Origin of the sequence: Streptomyces sp. SPB162 (assembly GCF_029504575.1) — a bacterium.
In the GTDB taxonomy this organism is placed as follows: domain Bacteria; phylum Actinomycetota; class Actinomycetes; order Streptomycetales; family Streptomycetaceae; genus Actinacidiphila.
The window spans coordinates 1,662,533-1,678,942 of sequence record NZ_JAQFII010000001.1 but is presented as its reverse complement, the minus strand read 5'-3'; the positions used below and the strand labels follow the sequence as shown (position 1 = coordinate 1,678,942).

Here is a 16,410-nt window from a genome sequence, read left to right as displayed (position 1 = left end):
CGGGACTCAGTGCGAGATCCGTCCCGCGGCGAGCACCACGCGCGCCAGTTCCTCGTGGCAGATGTCGCTGTGCGCGCCGGCCGGCGGAGGGCCGCTGCGGACGACGGCCGACACATCCACGCTCACGCACCCCGACACCGGGAACCGTCCGGCTCGGGCGTCGTCGACCGTCGCCAGCCGGGTGCCGGCGACCGCCTGGATGCCGTCGTGGCCCATGGCGCCCCAGCGGTCGCCGAGCCCGAGGAACGAGGAGTCGTCGCGCGACAGGCGTGACGCGAGCGGATAGATCACCCCGAGCGCGGTGTCGTGGCTGGAGAAGCAGGACACCAGGGGACCGTCCACCCGGCTCTCGACGTCGCGCAGCACCCCCGAGCGCGACGCGTCGTTGGGCAGTTGCCGCGCGTACGCGTAGTGCGAGAAAGCGCCCTGCAGCAGCGTCACGGACTTCACGTTCTGCGCCGCGGCGGGCAGGCCGAGCAGGGCGAACGAGACCAGGCGGGCGCCGAAGCTGTGTCCCACCAGGTGCACGCGGGCCGGGGCCGCCGTCCGCGCCAGCGCGCCCAGCACCGGGCCGAGGCCGCGCTGGCCGATCGTGCCGGCCCGCCGCTTCATCGCGAAGTACGTGGCCTGTCGCAGCAGTTCGTGCGCGCCGTTCCACAACCGCTTGCGGAGCCCGCCGAACAGCTGGGGTGCGTCGGGCCCGTCGGTGCCGCAGTCGACGCCGGTCTCCTGGAGGGCCGCGGTGAACTCCGCGCAGAGCGCGACCGGGTCGTCCAGGAGAATCGCCGGGTCGGACTGCGACCCGTCGTCGGAGTCCGCCGCGAACGCGGCGGCGGGGGAACCCTCCGGCAGCTCCACGAGCGCGCGGACCAGGCGCACGTACTCCGCGAACGCCTCGGGGGAGTCGGGACACTCCCGCAGCAGCTCCGCGAGCCGGCTCACCGTCGCGTCCTGCTCGGGGAACATGGTGGTCAGGGCCCGGCGCGTCTCCTCGCTCAGCTCCGTCCGGCCGGCCGGGACGGGGGCGATCGTCAGCGAGGGCGTGAAGTCGGGGATGGGCTCGTCGCTGAAGCGCATGGCGGGCCAGAGCACGCCCACGTAGCCGAGCCGCGCGCCGGTGCCGGGCCCGAGCAGCCCCGGGAAGGGTGCGAAGAAGCGGTCGTAGAGCCAGGTCGCCATGGACTGGTCGTTGTTCCAGCCGTGCGCGAACATCACCAGATCGGTGACTCCCGCGGCGGTCGCGCCCGCCAGCAGCTGATCACGCTGCCGGGTGTCCACGTCCCCGTCCGCGTCGAAGGTCAGTTCCCAGTAGGGCTGCACACTCGTCACTGTCACGGCGGTCCCCTCGGCCTCGATCCGCGCCACGTGCGCGCATCATCCCGAACGGGGAGGGAACCGGCCATACCCCGCGCATACGATTTTGCCCTTCCGTGCGCCTGACCGACCGCTTAGTATGCGAAGAGAGTCGTACCCGAGCCGTACCCAGTCGAGTCGAAGGAGACACGATCGTGGCCGTGGAAACCCTGCGCGATGCCCGAGTGGTCGTCACCGGAGCAGGTGGTGGCATCGGTGCCGCGCTGGCCCGCAGATTCGCCGCCGAGGGCGCGCGGGTCGTCGTCAACGACCTGAACGCCGGAGCCGCGCAGGCCGTCGCCGACGAGATCGGCGGCATCGCGGTGCCGGGCGACGCCTCGGACGTCGTCGGCAAGGCGCGCGACGCGCTCGGCGGCACGATCGACGTCTTCTGCGCCAACGCCGGGATCGGCACCGGTGGCCCGGACGCCACCGACGAGGAGTGGGAACGCTCCTGGGACGTCAACGTCATGAGCCACGTCCGGGCGGCCCGCGAGCTGCTGCCGGAATGGCTGGAACGCGGCAGCGGCCGGTTCGTCGCCACCGTCTCCGCCGCCGGGCTGCTCACGATGGTGGGAGCCGCCCCGTACTCGGTGACCAAGCACGGCGCCTACGCCTACGCCGAGTGGCTGTCGCTCACCTACCGGCACCGCGGCATCCGCGTGCACGCGGTCTGCCCGCAGGGCGTGCGGACCGACATGATGCGGGCGGCCGGCACCGCGGGCGAGCTGGTGCTCGCGCCCACCGCGATCGAGCCGGAGGAGCTCGCCGACGCCGTCATGGCCGGTATCGCGGCCGAGCAGTTCCTGATCCTGCCGCACCCCGAGGTCGCCCAGTACTACGCGGCCCGCGCCGCGGACCCGGAGCAGTGGATCGACGGAATGAACCGCCTGCAGAAGAAACTGGAGCGCGCCACAGAGGGCGGGGACCGCACGTGATCTCCTACGCGGCCAAGCCGTGGCTCCGGCACTTCACCGAGGAGCAGCGCGCGCTGCCCGACGCCCCGCCGAGCGTGCTGCACGCCTTCCGCGACTCGGTCGCCCGCGTCCCGGACCGCGCCGCGCTTGCCTACTTCGACGGCCGACTGACCTACCGCGAGGTCGACGAGCTCTCCGACGGCCTGGCGAACCACCTGGCAGGACGCGGCTTCGCGCCCGGCGACCGGCTCGCGGTCATGCTGCAGAACATCCCGCAGTTCGTGATCACGCTGCTCGGCGCGTGGAAGGCCGGCGGCGTGGTCGTCCCGGTCAACCCGATGTACAAGACACATGAGCTCACCCACATCCTCGCCGACGCCGGGGTCCGGGCGATCGTCTGCTCCGACCGTGCCTGGGACGGCTACGTCCGGCAGACCGCCACCGGATCACGGGCCACCATCGCGCTGGTCACCAGCGAGCTGGACCTGCAGACGCGCGACGACCGCCGCGTCCTGCCCGCCGAGCGGTTCCCCGCCCCCGACGGCGCGGACGACCTGCTCGAAGCGGCCCGCGCCGCGGCTGGACCGAAGCCCACGGCGCTCCCCGAGCGCGACGGCACCGCCCTCATCAGCTACACCTCCGGGACCACCGGCGCCCCCAAGGGCGCGATGAACACCCACGGGAACATCGCCTACAACGCCGACCGGCAGCGCGTCATGCTCGCCCTGCCCGACGGCTCGGTGATCTTCGCGCTGGCGCCGCTGTTCCACATCACCGGCATGGTCGCCCAGCTCTCCTCGGCCATCGCCAACGGCGCCACCCTGGCGCTCACCAACCGCTTCGAGGCGGGCGTCGTCCTGGAGGCGTTCCAGGAGTACCGCCCGGCCTACACCGTCGGCCCCGCCACTGCCTTCATGGCGCTGATGGCCCGCCCCGAGGCCACCCGGGACCACTTCTCGTCGTTCCGGTACATCTACTCCGGCGGCGCACCACTACCGCCGGCCATCGTCGAAGGGTTCCGCGAGCGGTTCGGCCCCTACATCCGCAACGGCTACGGCCTGACCGAGTGCACCGCGCCCTGCGCGAGCGTCCCGGCCGGCCAGGAGGCGCCCGTCGACCCGGAGTCCGGCACCCTGTCCGTCGGCGTCCCCGGTCCCGACACTGTGGTGCGCATCATCGACGAACAGGGCGAGGATGTCCCGTTCGGCACGCACGGCGAGATCGGCGTACGCGGCCCGATGGTGGTCCCCGGGTACTGGAACCGCCCCGAGGAGTCGGCGGCGGCCCTGCCCGGCGGCGAGCTGCGCACCGGCGACATCGGCTTCATGGACGAGGCGGGCTGGCTGTACGTCGTCGACCGCAAGAAGGACATGATCAACGCGTCCGGCTTCAAGGTCTGGCCGCGCGAGGTCGAGGACGTCCTCTACACCCACCCCGCCGTGCGCGAGGCCGCCGTCGTCGGCATCCCCGACGCCTACCGGGGCGAGAGCGTCAAGGCGTACGTCAGCCTGCGGCCGGGCCTGGCGGCCGAACCGGCGGATCTCATCGCGTACTGCAAGGAGCGGCTCGCCGCGTACAAGTACCCGCGCGAGGTGGAGGTCATCGAGGAGCTGCCCAAGACCACGACGGGCAAGATCCTCCGGCGCGAACTGAAGGCCCGGGCCGGATAGGGTCCATACCGGTCGGAATGTCGACCGGCGCATCGGTACGGAGAAAGGGCAGGCCATGGCACGCAGCACGACCACGAAGGCGACCGCGGTTCCCGAGCGGCTGCTCGCCGAGGCCACCCGTCTCTTCGCCGAGCGCGGCTACGACCGCACCTCGGTGCAGGAGATCGTCGAGGCGGCCGGGGTGACGAAGGGAGCGCTGTACCACTACTTCGGCTCCAAGGACGACCTGCTGCACGAGATCTACGGCCGCGTCCTGCGACTGCAGACCGAGCGCCTCGACTCCATCGCCGCCCAGGACGCCCCGGCGACGACCCGGCTGGCCCGGGCCGCCGCCGACGTCGTCGTGACCAGCATCGAGAACCTGGACGACACCAAGATCTTCTTCCGGTCCATGCACCAGCTGAGCCCGGAGAAGCAGAAGGCGGTACGCGCCGAGCGCCGCCGCTACCACGAGAAGTTCCGAGCCCTGATCGAGGAGGGCCAGCGCGACGGGGTCTTCCGCGTCGAGCTGCGTCCCGACCTCGTCGTCGACTACTTCTTCGGCTCGGTGCACCACCTCGGCACCTGGTACCGCGCGGACGGCCCGCTGTCCGCCGCGACGGTCGCCGAGGACTTCGCAGACATGCTGCTGCACTCGGTGCAACAGCCCCGATAACCCTGGAGGTACCTGGTGAAGGCATGGCGCGTGCACGAGAACGGGGAGCCGCGCGAGGCGATGCGCCTCGACGAGGTACCGGATCCGCAGCCCGGCCCCGGTGAGGTGCTGGTGCGGGTACGCGCCGCGAACATCAACTTCCCCGATGCCCTGCTGTGCCGCGGCCAGTACCAGATCCGCCCACCGCTGCCGTTCACCCCGGGCGTCGAGCTGTGCGGCGAGATCCTCGCCCTCGGCGAGGGGGTGACGGGCCTGGACATCGGCGCCCGGATCATCTCCCCGGCATCCCTGCCGCACGGGGCGTTCGCGGAACTGGCCGTCGTCAGCGCCGCGTCGGTACTGCCGGCCCCCGAGGCGCTCGACGACGCCGAGGCCGCGGCCCTGCACATCGGCTACCAGACCGGCCTGTTCGGCCTGCACCGCCGAGCGGCCCTCCAGCCCGGAGAGACCCTCCTGGTGCACGCCGCCGCGGGCGGCGTCGGCAGCGCCGCCATCCAGCTCGGCAAGGCCGCCGGAGCCACCGTCATCGGCGTCACCGGCGGCCCCGACAAGGCGAAGGTCGCCCGCGACCTCGGCGCAGACCTCGTCGTCGACCGCTACAGCGAGGACTTCGTGGCCGTCGTCAAGGAGGCCACCAACGGCCGCGGCGCGAACGTCGTCTACGACCCGGTCGGCGGCGACGCCTACACGAAGTCGACCAAGTGCATCGCCTTCGAGGGCCGCATCGTCATTGTCGGCTTCACCAGCGGCACGGTCCCGTCCCCGGGCCTGAACCACGCCCTCGTCAAGAACTACTCGATCCTCGGCCTGCACTGGGGCCTCTACAACACCAAGGACCCCCAAGCGGTCCTCCAAGCCCACGAAACCCTCACCCGCCTCGCCGCCGAGGGCAGCGTCAAGCCCTACATCAGCGAACGCGTCGCCCTGACCGACGCGGCGGAAGCCGTCCAGCGCGTGGCGGACGGCAAGACGACGGGGCGCGTGGTGGTCGTGAACGCCTGACCCCGCCACCCCCGGCCGCGCGAAGGCCCCGCCCTTGTGGCGGGGCCTTCGCGCGGGCGGACTACCGGGCGCCGTGACCGACCGCCGCCTGGCAGGGGGGCCGGCGCTGCGCACCTGTGAAGCGGTCCGCTGCACCCGGCGCTGCGCCCGTGAAGCGGTCCGCTGCGCCCGTGAAGCGGTCCGCTGCGCGGCCCGGGGTGGGGGAGCGATGCCGGTCCGCTGCGCGGCCCGGCGTGGGGTGGGTGGCGACAGTGGTAGGGATCATGGTGCGGGTGGGCGGTGGTCGGGGTGAGGGATCACGGAGTGGTTCTTCTGCGTCGCTTCGCTCCTTGACCGGGCGGAGGGGGCCCGGCGCTGCGCACCTGTGAAGCGGTCCGCTGCGCGGCCCGGGGTGGCGGATCGATGCCGGTCCGCTGCGCGCCCCGGGGTGGGGCGGGGGTGATTGCGTATGGGGGTGCGCTGCGGATGACCTTGTTGGGTGGGGATGGAGCTTTGATCCGCTCTTGTTGGCGTGATGTGGGGCGGGTGTGACGAGTGGGATCCAGCGGGATCTATGGGGCGGTCATTGGGCAGATGCGGATCACTAAGTGCGGCCAAAAGACCGCCTACCGATGCTCCGGCCGCACGAGCTGATCCTTTGGGGACGGATGGGGTTCGAGAGGTCGGGATGTGCCCCTATCGCCGGGCCCCGCCCACCAACCGAACACCCGCAGCCCATCACCCACCAACCTCGGCGGCCCCACCACCCGTTCCCACCCTCTACCCCGGGGCGCGCAGCGGACCGACATCGATCCGCCACCCCGGGCCGCGCAGCGGACCGCTTCACAGGTGCGCAGCGCCGGGCCCCCTCCGCCCGGTCAAGGAGCGAAGCGACGCAGAAGAACCACTCCGTGATCCCTCACCCCGACCACCGCCGACCCGCACCATGATCCCTACCACTGTCGCCACCCACCCCACCCCGGGCCGCGCAGCGGACCGCTTCACAGGTGCGCAGCGCCGGGCCCCCTCCGCCCGGTCAAGGAGCGAAGCGACGCAGAAGAACCACTCCGCAATGCCCGAACCTGAGCCCCAGCACCCCGCCCATGCACCAACTTCCGCACCGCCGTGACCACTCGGCCCAGGCCCGGCCCTGCCCCCGAAGGAACAGGCTCGGGTGGCCGCACCTTCGCTATGCGGTCATCCGGCCCACCCCCGCGGCCGAAGGTCCGGGGACCGTACATAGTCGACTTCGGACCCCTGCGCCGGAGAAACCGGCGCCGCCAGCGCGGCGGCGCCGCGTCCCGCCGACAACCGCTACACGTACTTCTTCAGCTCGCGCCGCGCCAGCGACCGCTTGTGCACCTCGTCCGGCCCATCCGCCAACCGCAACGTCCGCGCCCCCGCCCAGAGCTCCGCCAGCGGGAAGTCCTGACTCACGCCACCGGCGCCATGCACCTGGATCGCCCGGTCGATGATCTTCACCACCGCGGCGGGCGTGGCGATCTTGATCGACTGGATCTCGGTGTGCGCGCCCCGGTTGCCGACCGTGTCCATCAGGTAAGCCGTCTTCAGCACCAGCAGCCGCAGCAGCTCGATCTCGACCCGCGCCTCCGCGATCCACTCCTGGACGACCCCTTGCTCGGCGATCGGCTTGCCGAACGCCACCCGGTCCGTCGCCCGCCGGCACATGAGCTCGAGGGCCCGCTCCGCCATGCCGATCAACCGCATGCAGTGGTGGATCCGGCCCGGCCCGAGCCGCGCCTGGGCGATGGCGAAGCCGCCGCCCTCCTCGCCGATCAGGTTCTCGGCCGGCACCCGGACGTCGGTGAAGACGACCTCGGCGTGGCCGCCGTGGTCGCCGTCGTCGTAGCCGAACACCCGCATACCACGCCGTACTTCGACCCCGGGGGTGTCCCGCGGCACGAGGATCTGGCTCTGCTGGCGGTGCCGCTCCGCCGACGGGTCGCTCTTGCCCATCACGATCATGATCGCGCACTTGGGGTTCATCGCCCCGGAGATGTACCACTTGCGGCCGTTGACGACGTACGAGTCGCCGTCGCGCTCGATGCGGGTCTCGATGTTGGTCGCGTCCGACGAGGCGACGTCCGGTTCCGTCATCGCGAACGCCGAGCGGATCTCACCGGCGAGCAGCGGTTCCAGCCACTGCTTGCGCTGCTGCTCGGTGCCGAACTCGCTCAGCACCTCCATGTTGCCGGTGTCGGGCGCGGCGCAGTTCAGCGCCGGCGGCGCCAGGTGCGGGCTGCGGCCGGTGATCTCGGCCAGCGGCGCGTACTGCAGGTTCGTCAGCCCCGCCCCGCGCTCGCCGGGCAGGAAGAGGTTCCACAGCCCCTGCCGCTTGGCCTCCGCCTTCAGCTCCTCCACGACGGGCGGCGCCGACCAGCGGGCGTCGCCCTCGGCCTGCTCGCGCTGGAGGGCGAAGACCGGCTCCGCCGGGTAGACGTGCGACTCCATGAACGCGGTGAGCCGCGTCCGCAGCTCCTCGGTACGGGCGTCATAGGCGAAATCCATCAGTTCTCAGTCCTCCTGGGGCTGGAGCCGGAGCTTGAGCAGCCCGCGGTCGATGAATGCGGGCACCAGGTCGCCGATCCGGTCGAAACCGGCCCCGACGGTCTGGCCCAGCGTGAAGCGGTAGTGGATGCCCTCGAGGATCACGGCGAGCTTGAAGTACGCGAAGGCCGTGTACCAGTCGATGGCCGAGGTGTCGCGGCCCGACCGCTCGGCGTACCGCTCGACCAGTTCCCGGGCGGTGGGATGGCCGGGCGCGTCGCCGGTGGTGGAAACGGGCACGTCAGGGACGGTCTCCTGCTCGCTGTACATCACCAGCAGGCCGAGGTCGGTGAGCGGGTCGCCCAGCGTCGACATCTCCCAGTCCAGGACGGCCAGGACCCGGTCGTCGGCGCCGACCAGCACGTTGTCGAGCCGGTAGTCGCCGTGCACGACGGTGGGCGTGGGCGAGGCGGGCAGCGCCTTGCCGAGGGCGGCGTGTAGCTCCGCGATACCGGGCAGGTCGCGGCTGGTGGACGCCTCCAACTGCTTGCCCCAGCGGCGCAGCTGCCGCTCCAGGAAGCCCTCGGGACGTCCGAAGCCGTCGAGGCCGGCCGCTGCCGGGTCCACCGCGTGCAGGTCCACCAGGGTGTCGAGCAGCCCCAGCACGACCGCGCGGGTGCGCTCCGGGCCGATCTCGGCGAGCTGCGCCGAGGTGCGGTACGGCGTGCCGTCCACGAAGTCCATGACGTAGAACGGGGCGCCGATCACCTCGGGGTCCTCGCAGAGCAGCACCGTGCCCGGCACCGGGACCGGGGTGTCGCTCAGCGCGCTGATCACCCGGTGCTCGCGCGTCATGTCGTGCGCGGTGGCCAGTACGTGCCCGAGCGGCGGCCGCCGCACCACCCACCGCGTGGCGCCGTCGGTGACGGCGTACGTCAGGTTCGACCGGCCGCCCTCGATCAGTCTGGCCCGCAGGGCGCCACGCACCAGACCGGGCCGCTCCCGGTCCAGATGTTCGCGCAGCCGACCGAGATCGAGCCCCGGTGGATTGTCCGTACCGCTCATCGTTCGCTCCTCACCACCCGGCACACCTTGGTCCTGGCGTTGCTGCCATCATGCCGACCAGTCGGTATGTCGTCCAGTAGGGATCCGGAATCCGGTGTTGTGGGTCGGTTCCTGCTGAAAGACTGGCAGTCCGTCCACGCCCTTCGAGGAGCCTAGATGTACATCCCCGCCGCCGCCCTGGACTCGCTCCACGGACTCGCCCACGGGGACGCCTTCGGCGACCGCTGGTTCTCGGTTCTCCGGCTCGCCGGCCCCGAGGCGCTGGAGAAGCGCGTTCTGCCACCCCCGGAGACCTGGCTGTGGAGTGACGACACCGCGCAGACACTCGCGCTCGTGCGGGAGCTGGCGGAGAGCGGCGGGGAGGTCGACCAGGACCGGCTGGCCCGGCGCCTCGCCGACGAGTACGCGGCCGACGACCACCGCGGCTACGGCCCCTCCATGCACGACGTGCTCCGCCGGATCGGTACCGGGGAGCCCTGGCAGGCCGTGGTGAGCGAGCAGTTCGAGGGCCAGGGCTCCTGGGGGAACGGGGCGGCCATGCGGGTGGCCCCGCTCGGCGCCTGGCACTGCGAGGACCTGGACACGGTCGCCGAGCTGGCCGCCCGCCAGGCATCCGTCTCCCATCACCACCCCGAGGCCGTCGCCGGGGCCGTGGCCGTCGCGGTCGCCGCCGCGCTCGCGGCCCGCGGCCGGGGCGGCCCGGCCCCCGACCGCGCCGCGTTCCTGGGCGCCGTCGCGGACCGGCTCGATGTCTCCGACGTCCGCTCCGGCCTGCGCACCGCCTCCCGCATGTCCCAGTACGCCTCGGTCCGGCACGCCGCCGAGGTGCTCGGCTCGGGGTACCGGGTGTCGGCCCCCGACACGGTCCCGTTCGCCCTGTGGTGCGCGGCCAGCCACCCCGACGACCTCCAGGAGTGCCTGTGGGTCACGGTCTCCGGCCTCGGCGACATGGACACCACCTGCGCCATCGCGGGCGGCGTGGTCGCCGCCCGCACCGGGGTGGGGGCCCTGCCGCCGGCCTGGCACGCGGCCAGGGAGGCCCTCCCGGCGTGGGTTGACGCGGACTCGGCCCCCGCCTAGCCTCTGGACTTATGGGTGAACGGTATTCACATACGCAGACAGCGGCTGACGCCAAGGCACTGCCGGCGGACGTCAAGGCACTGACGGTGACGGAGGTCAGGCTCACGCCGATCCTGATCGCCGACCCACCGCTGCTCAATACCCAGGGCGTCCACCAGCCCTTCACCCCGCGCCTGATCATCGAGGTCGTCACCGCGGACGGCACGGTCGGGGTCGGCGAGACCTACGGCGACAGCCGGTACCTGGAGCTGGCCGCGCCGCTCGGCGAGGCGCTCCCCGGTCACGCGGTCAGCGATCTGAACGGGCTGTTCGCGCTCGCCGAGCGGGTCTGCGGCGAACCGGGCGACCCGGCCGACGTCTCCGACTCCGTCGACGTCGGCGGGCTGCGCGGTGTGCAGACCGCCGACAAGCTGCGGCTCTCCGTCATCTCCGGCTTCGAGGTGGCCTGCCTCGACGCGCTCGGCAAGATCCTGGGCCTGCCCGTGCACACGCTGCTCGGCGGCAAGGTCCGCGACACCGTCGAGTACAGCGCGTACCTCTTCTACCGCTGGGCGCACCACCCCGGCGCGGACACGCCGCGGGACGACTGGGGCGCCGCGCTCGACCCGGCCGGAGTCGTCGCCCAGGCCCGCCGCTTCGCCGACACGTACGGGTTCGGCTCCTTCAAGCTCAAGGGCGGTGTCTTCCCGCCCGACGAGGAGATCGCCGCCGTCCGGGCGCTGGCCGAGGCGTTCCCCGGGCAGCCGCTGCGGCTGGACCCCAACGGTGCCTGGTCCGTGGAGACGTCGCTGCGGGTCGCCGCCGAGCTGGGTGACGTCCTGGAGTACCTGGAGGACCCCGTCAGCACGACCGCCCGCATGGCGGAGGTCGCGGCGGGCACGGACGTACCGCTGGCCACCAACATGTGCGTGACGACGTTCCCGGAGATCCGCGAGGCCTTTTCGACGGGCGCCGTGCAGGTGGTGCTCTCCGACCACCACTACTGGGGCGGCCTGCGCAACACCCGCGAACTGGCCGCGATCTGCCGCGTCTTCGGCGTCGGCCTGTCCATGCACTCCAACACCCACCTGGGGATCAGCCTCGCCGCCATGACCCACGTGGCGGCGACCGTCCCCAACCTCGACTACGCCTGCGACTCGCACTACCCCTGGCAGAGCGACGACGTCATCACGTCCCGGCACGTCTTCACCGACGGCGCTCTCACCGTCTCCGACGCGCCGGGCCTCGGCGTCGAACTCGACCGGGACGCCCTCAAGGCGCTCCACCAACGCTGGCTGGACGACGACGGCACGATGCGCGACCGGGACGACGCGGCCGCGATGCGCCAGGCCGAGCCGGAGTGGCGGACGCCGGCCGTGCCGCGCTGGTAGTGCGGGCGATCGGCCGGAAGGGCGTTGCGCGCGGCACGCCGCCGCACTACGCGTGACAGGCCACCGGTACGCCGCCGTTCATCTCCGCCATGTCGGCGAACGCCGCCGCCGCGTCCAGCGGGGCGCCCGGTGTGATGCCGTCGAGTTCGGCGTAGACGCGGTGCAGGTTGGCGACCAGGCGCTCGGACTCGCGGAGTTCGGCGAAGGGGCCGAGGTCGGCGGTGCGGGCGGTCTCCAGCGGGGTGCGGCCGGCGGCGCGGCCGGTGTCCGCGAGGCAGCCGAGGTGGCGCAGGTACCCCTCCATGGTGTCGAAGACGCCGGGGTCGGTGACCGGGCCGTGTCCGGGGACGACGATCTCGGCGTTGAGCGACCGCAGCAGGTCCAGTGCGCGCAGCGACCCGTGCAGGGACCCCATCAGGATGAACGGCGTGCCGCCGTTGAAGACCAGGTCGCCGGTGAAGACGATGCGCTGGCGCGGCAGCCACACGATGGTGTCGCCGGGCGTGTGCGCCACCCCCGGGTGGAACAGCCGCACCTCGGAGCCGGCCGTGTGCAGCCGCATCGACTCGGAGTACGTGACGGTGGGCGCGGTGATCTGGATGTCGCCGTAGTCGACGTCAGGCCAGACCCCGTGCAGCTGGCGGCCGGCGGCCAGCAGCTCGCGGCGGCACGCGGTGTGACCGACGATCGCCGAGCCGCCCGCCGCGAACAGGCCGTTGCCGTAGGTGTGGTCACCGTGGTGGTGGGTGTTGACCACGTACTCCGGATGCGGCGCGCCCGCCGCCGTGATGGCGTCCCGCAGCAGCCGGGTGCGGCGCTCGGTGGCGGCGGTGTCCACGAGCAGCGTGCTCGTGCCGTCGCTGACGAAGCCCGCGTTGCTCAGGCACCAGCCGCCGTCGGGCTGGCAGAACGCATGGACATCGGGAGCCAGTTCCATGAGATACGGTTCCGTGCCCGTTGTGTCGACAATCGACGGCGTGCCCATGCGTGCCCTCCCCAGGACGGTCAACTGACGCCGTCTCGCACTACAGGACGAGCGAGAGCAGCAGGACGAAGCCTAGGGCCACCACGGAGATGACTGTCTCCATCGTCGACCACGATTTGAGGGTCTGTGGGACATCCATCCCGAAGTACTCCTTCACGAGCCAGAATCCGGCGTCGTTGACATGCGAGAAGAAGAGCGAACCGGCGCCGACGGCGAGTACCAGCAGGGCCGCGTGCGTTGTCGACATATCGGCGGCGAGCGGTGCGACCAGACCGGCGGCGGAGATCGTCGCGACGGTCGCGGAGCCGGTGGCGACCCGGATGAGGACGGCGATCAGCCAGGCGAGCAGCAGCGGGGAGATGTTCCAGCTGTCCGACCAGTTGAGGATCATGTTGCCGACCCCGGCGTCGATCAGCGTCTGCTTGAACCCGCCGCCCGCGCCGACGATGAGCAGGATCCCGGCGATCGGGGCGAGCGACTTCTCGACCGTCGAGGAGATCCGCTCCTTGCTGAACCCGGCCGCGCGGCCCATCGTGAACATGGCCAGTAGGACGGCGGCGAGCAGCGCGATCAGCGGGGTGCCGACCACGTCGAAGATCCGGAAGACCAGGCTCTGCTTGTCGTCGACGATGACGTCCACCAGCGCCTTGGCGAGCATCAGCACCACCGGCAGCAGCATGGTGCACACCGTCGCGACGAAGCTGGGACGGTGCTTCAGGTCGTCGGAGGCGCGGGCCGGCGTCATGGTCTCCGGCGGCTCGACCTTGACCCAGCGGTCGGCCACCCGGCCGAAGAGGGGGCCCGCGATGGCGAGGGTGGGCAGCGCGACGAGGACGCCGAGCGCCAGCGTGGTGCCGAGGTCGGCGTGGATGGCGTCGATGGCGGCGAGCGGGCCGGGGTGTGGCGGAACCAGGCCGTGCATGACGGACAGTCCGGCCAGCGCCGGGATGCCGACCCGCATCAGCGAGTAGTTGCCGCGCCGGGCGACCAGCAGCACCACGGGGATCAGCAGCACGATGCCGACCTCGAAGAAGAGCGGCAGCCCGATCAGCCCCGCGATCCCCGCCATCGCCCACGGCATCCGGCGCTCGCTGGTGCGGGCCAGGATGGTGTCGACGATCTGGTCGGCGCCGCCCGAGTCCGCCAGCAGCTTGCCGAGGATGGCGCCGAGCGCGATGAGCACGCCGACGCCCGCGACCGTCGACCCGAGACCCGTCGTGAAGCTCGTGATCGTCTTCGCGAGCGGTGCGCCCGCCACCGCGCCGAGCACGAAGGAGCCGATGGTGAGGGCGAGGAAGGCGTGCACCTTCCAGCGGGTGATCAGCACGATGATGACGGCGATGCCGACGAGGGCGGCGATGCCGAGCCGGGTGTCACCGGCGGAGGTGATGGGTGGCGCGGTCGTCGCGGCCAGCAGCTCGACGCTGAGTGCAGACACGTTCGTACTCCAGGGGGACAGCGGCGGATGTGGGGGTCAGCGGGGGTGCGGGGTCAGCGGGGGAGCGCGGCGTACGCGCGCTCGGTGATCTGCTGCGGGCCGCCGTCGATCGTGATGACGGCACCCGCTGTGCCGATTTCGTCCGGACCCAGCGGTTCGAGGGCGTCGAGCTGCGAGCGGAGCAGCCCGGGCGGCATGAAGTGCTCCATGCGGGCCTGCATCCGGGCGGCGATCAGCTCCGGGGGGCCGTCCAGGTGCAGGAAGAACAGCTCGGGGGCGTCGGCGCGGAGCCGGTCGCGGTAGCGGCGGCGCAGGGCGGAGCAGCTGACGACGCCCCCCAGGCCGGCGCGTTCGGTGACCCAGGCGGCGATGGCGTCCAGCCACGGCGCGCGGTCGGTGTCGTCCAGCGGGTGGCCCGCCGACATCTTGGCGATGTTCGCCGCCGGGTGGAAGTCGTCCGCCTCGGCGTAGGGAACGCCCATCCGTTGGGCGAGCAGGCCGCCGACCGTGGACTTGCCCGATCCGGACACGCCCATCACGACGACGACCGGGGGGTTCGGTTGCGGCTGGTGCTGCGCGGCTTCGGCAGTCATGCGCTCGTACCTCCTTGTGCAAGCGGCTGGCACCAATAAACGCCATAGGTACTACTTATTCAAGAGGGCGATGCGAAAACGTCATATCAAGGCTCCGGCACTTAAGCTGTCACCCATGCCTCAGCAGGGAGAGAGCGGCGGCCTGCACGCCCGCGTACTGGCCGAACTCGGACCCGCGATCGCCTCGGGCGCCTACCCGCCCGGCACGGTGCTGCGCATCGACGAACTCGAGGATCGGTACGGGGTCTCGCGCACCGTCGTCCGTGAGGCCGTGCGCGTCCTGGAGGCCATGCACCTGGTCGAGACGCGCCGCCGGGTCGGCGTCACGGTGCGGCGCACCGAGGAGTGGAACGTCTTCGATCCGGCGGTCATCCGGTGGCGGCTGGCCGGCGCGGACCGCCCCCGCCAGCTGCGCTCGCTGACGATGCTGCGGACCGCAGTCGAGCCGGTGGCCGCCGGGCTCGCGGCCGAGGCCGCCACCCCCGGGCAGTGCCGGGAGCTGACGGTGCTCGCCTCCGACATGGCCGCCGCCGGCCGCGCCGCGGACCTGGACGAGTACCTGGTGCACGACGTCGCGTTCCACCGCGTCATGCTGCGGGCCTCCGGCAACGAGATGTTCGCCCGGCTCGGCGACGTCGTGGCCGAGGTGCTGACCGGCCGCACCGAGCACCACGTGATGTTCACCGCCCCCGACCCCGAAGCGGTCACCTTGCACGTACGGGTCGCGGAAGCGGTGCGGGCGCGGGACGCGGCGGGCGCGGAGAGTCTGATGCGGGAGATCTGCGTCGGCGCGCTGCGCGAACTGGACATCCTCGCGCCGTAGAACCCGTACCGGTGCGAAAACCGGATGACCCGTCCGGCCGGCGGTGATCCACTGGGGCGTATGTCCGCTCGCCCCGCCGCCCCGCCGCAGCCGTTCCGCTGGAGCCTCGCCACGTCCGCGGGCGCCGGCCCGGACCGGCTCGGCGCGCTCACCGAGGGCGCGCCGCCCACCAGGCTGGGGTACCTGCCGACGCTCACCGAGTGCGCCGCGAAGGTGCTGGCCCGCTCCGACGGCGCCGACCTGTGCTTCGTCGGACGGTCGCTGGACAGCATGTACGACCTGCTGACCGGCGCGTTCGAAGGCTCGTCGTGGAGGGGGCGGCTGCTGCGGTTGCCGGTCTCGTGCACCGACGACCGGGGCTGGACGCCCGCGGTGCGGGCCCGCTTCCGCGAGCACCTGGCCGCGGTGGGGCTCGACCCGCACGCGCTGGCCCGCCGCAAGCGGCCGGTGGCCCTCGTGGACGTCGTTTTCCGGGGCAACACCTTCGACACCCTGCACCGCGCGCTCGCCGAGTGGATCGAGGAGAGCCACGAGCCGTGGCCGGTGATCCGCCGCAAGCTGCGCTACGTGGGCGTCACCCAGCGGGGCAGGACCGCCCCCGGCCACTGGCGCTGGCAGCAGGACGCGTCACGCCCGTGGGTGCGAACGCTGCCCGCCGGCCACGTGGTCAACGTGTCGCTGGACCCCGGGACCTGGTCGTGGTTCGGCGACTGCCAGCCCAAGGTGCACGGCTCGTTCCCGGCCGTCCGCTGGTTCGACGAGGACGCGGCCGAACCCTGGTACCACCCGTCGCTGCCGGCCGCGCTCGCCGAGTCGCTGGCGCTGGTCGCGGCGGGCCGCACCCGCGCGGTACGTGACGACCTGGTCCGCCTGCTGGGGCGGGAGCCCGGTTTCGCGAGCCGCGACGTGCGGGCGCTCGCCACGGCGCTGCGCCGCCGCTGATCCCGCGACCCCGTGACCCCGTGACCCCGA

14 protein-coding genes are annotated in these 16,410 nt (G+C 72.2%); 8 read left to right on the top strand and 6 right to left on the bottom strand.

The features are described 5' to 3' along the window. Nucleotides 1–6: 6 nt before the first annotated feature. Nucleotides 7–1,335 carry a serine-threonine protein kinase gene (locus M2266_RS07810; RefSeq protein ID WP_277437500.1) on the bottom strand — a complete coding sequence of 443 codons (1,329 nt, stop codon included), beginning with the start codon at nt 1,333–1,335 and terminating at the stop codon, nt 7–9. A 179-nt stretch (nt 1,336–1,514) separates the two neighbouring features. On the opposite strand from M2266_RS07810, the gene M2266_RS07805 reads away from it, so the two are divergent. Genes M2266_RS07805 through M2266_RS07790 form a run of 4 tightly spaced genes read left to right on the top strand, consistent with a single transcriptional unit; the run spans nt 1,515 to nt 5,597 of the window. Further along, nucleotides 1,515–2,291, top strand: coding sequence for an SDR family oxidoreductase (locus M2266_RS07805; protein ID WP_277441101.1), 777 nt, complete (start codon nt 1,515–1,517; stop codon nt 2,289–2,291). Continuing rightward, a complete protein-coding gene (locus M2266_RS07800; protein ID WP_277437499.1) occupies nt 2,288–3,940 on the top strand; it encodes an AMP-binding protein in 1,653 nt (550 codons plus the stop codon). The genes M2266_RS07805 and M2266_RS07800 overlap by 4 nt, the downstream gene beginning before the upstream one ends. 55 nt (nt 3,941–3,995) lie before the next feature. Continuing rightward, the gene (locus tag M2266_RS07795) at nt 3,996–4,595 is read left to right on the top strand and encodes a TetR/AcrR family transcriptional regulator (RefSeq protein WP_277437498.1); all 600 of its coding nucleotides are present in this window, start codon (nt 3,996–3,998) and stop codon (nt 4,593–4,595) included. 15 nt (nt 4,596–4,610) lie between these two features. Continuing rightward, a complete protein-coding gene (locus tag M2266_RS07790; protein WP_277437497.1) occupies nt 4,611–5,597 on the top strand; it encodes an NADPH:quinone oxidoreductase family protein in 987 nt (328 codons plus the stop codon). 1,293 nt (nt 5,598–6,890) lie between these two features. Here M2266_RS07790 and M2266_RS07785 read toward each other — a convergent pair. Beyond that, nucleotides 6,891–8,105: an acyl-CoA dehydrogenase family protein gene (locus M2266_RS07785; RefSeq protein WP_277437496.1), complete on the bottom strand. Its 1,215-nt coding sequence runs from the start codon at nt 8,103–8,105 to the stop codon at nt 6,891–6,893. 6 nt (nt 8,106–8,111) lie between these two features. Beyond that, nucleotides 8,112–9,149, bottom strand: a complete 1,038-nt coding sequence (locus M2266_RS07780) for a phosphotransferase family protein (protein WP_277437495.1) — start codon at nt 9,147–9,149, stop codon at nt 8,112–8,114. Nucleotides 9,150–9,305: 156 nt separating this feature from the next. Between M2266_RS07780 and M2266_RS07775 the strand changes: the two genes are divergently transcribed. After that, nucleotides 9,306–10,229: an ADP-ribosylglycohydrolase family protein gene (locus M2266_RS07775; RefSeq protein WP_277437494.1), complete on the top strand. Its 924-nt coding sequence runs from the start codon at nt 9,306–9,308 to the stop codon at nt 10,227–10,229. Nucleotides 10,230–10,240: 11 nt separating this feature from the next. Then, nucleotides 10,241–11,599 (top strand): glucarate dehydratase family protein, encoded by a 1,359-nt coding sequence (locus tag M2266_RS07770; RefSeq protein WP_277437493.1) that lies wholly within the window; start codon nt 10,241–10,243, stop codon nt 11,597–11,599. Between the two features lie 46 nt (nt 11,600–11,645). Here M2266_RS07770 and M2266_RS07765 read toward each other — a convergent pair whose 3' ends face one another. Genes M2266_RS07765 through M2266_RS07755 form a run of 3 tightly spaced genes read right to left on the bottom strand, consistent with a single transcriptional unit; the run spans nt 11,646 to nt 14,615 of the window. Next, a complete protein-coding gene (locus M2266_RS07765) occupies nt 11,646–12,584 on the bottom strand; it encodes an MBL fold metallo-hydrolase (protein ID WP_277437492.1) in 939 nt (312 codons plus the stop codon). Between the two features lie 40 nt (nt 12,585–12,624). Beyond that, nucleotides 12,625–14,022 carry a gluconate:H+ symporter gene (locus tag M2266_RS07760; protein WP_277437491.1) on the bottom strand — a complete coding sequence of 466 codons (1,398 nt, stop codon included), beginning with the start codon at nt 14,020–14,022 and terminating at the stop codon, nt 12,625–12,627. Between the two features lie 53 nt (nt 14,023–14,075). Next, nucleotides 14,076–14,615 (bottom strand): gluconokinase, encoded by a 540-nt coding sequence (locus M2266_RS07755; RefSeq protein WP_277437490.1) that lies wholly within the window; start codon nt 14,613–14,615, stop codon nt 14,076–14,078. Between the two features lie 115 nt (nt 14,616–14,730). On the opposite strand from M2266_RS07755, the gene M2266_RS07750 reads away from it, so the two are divergent. Then, nucleotides 14,731–15,438, top strand: coding sequence for an FCD domain-containing protein (locus M2266_RS07750; RefSeq protein ID WP_277437489.1), 708 nt, complete (start codon nt 14,731–14,733; stop codon nt 15,436–15,438). 60 nt (nt 15,439–15,498) lie between these two features. Next, nucleotides 15,499–16,380: a hypothetical protein gene (locus M2266_RS07745; protein WP_277437488.1), complete on the top strand. Its 882-nt coding sequence runs from the start codon at nt 15,499–15,501 to the stop codon at nt 16,378–16,380. Nucleotides 16,381–16,410: the final 30 nt, after the last annotated feature.

Excerpts from the sequence above, each read along its gene's own strand:
- M2266_RS07765 (WP_277437492.1), bottom strand. The coding sequence starts at position 12,584 with ATGGGCACGCCGTCGATTGTCGACACAACGGGCACGGAACCGTATCTC.
- M2266_RS07775 (WP_277437494.1), top strand. The coding sequence starts at position 9,306 with ATGTACATCCCCGCCGCCGCCCTGGACTCGCTCCACGGACTCGCCCAC.
- M2266_RS07770 (WP_277437493.1), top strand. The coding sequence starts at position 10,241 with ATGGGTGAACGGTATTCACATACGCAGACAGCGGCTGACGCCAAGGCA.
- M2266_RS07745 (WP_277437488.1), top strand. The coding sequence starts at position 15,499 with ATGTCCGCTCGCCCCGCCGCCCCGCCGCAGCCGTTCCGCTGGAGCCTC.
- M2266_RS07750 (WP_277437489.1), top strand. The coding sequence starts at position 14,731 with ATGCCTCAGCAGGGAGAGAGCGGCGGCCTGCACGCCCGCGTACTGGCC.
- M2266_RS07755 (WP_277437490.1), bottom strand. The coding sequence starts at position 14,615 with ATGACTGCCGAAGCCGCGCAGCACCAGCCGCAACCGAACCCCCCGGTC.
- M2266_RS07795 (WP_277437498.1), top strand. The coding sequence starts at position 3,996 with ATGGCACGCAGCACGACCACGAAGGCGACCGCGGTTCCCGAGCGGCTG.
- M2266_RS07780 (WP_277437495.1), bottom strand. The coding sequence starts at position 9,149 with ATGAGCGGTACGGACAATCCACCGGGGCTCGATCTCGGTCGGCTGCGC.
- M2266_RS07785 (WP_277437496.1), bottom strand. The coding sequence starts at position 8,105 with ATGGATTTCGCCTATGACGCCCGTACCGAGGAGCTGCGGACGCGGCTC.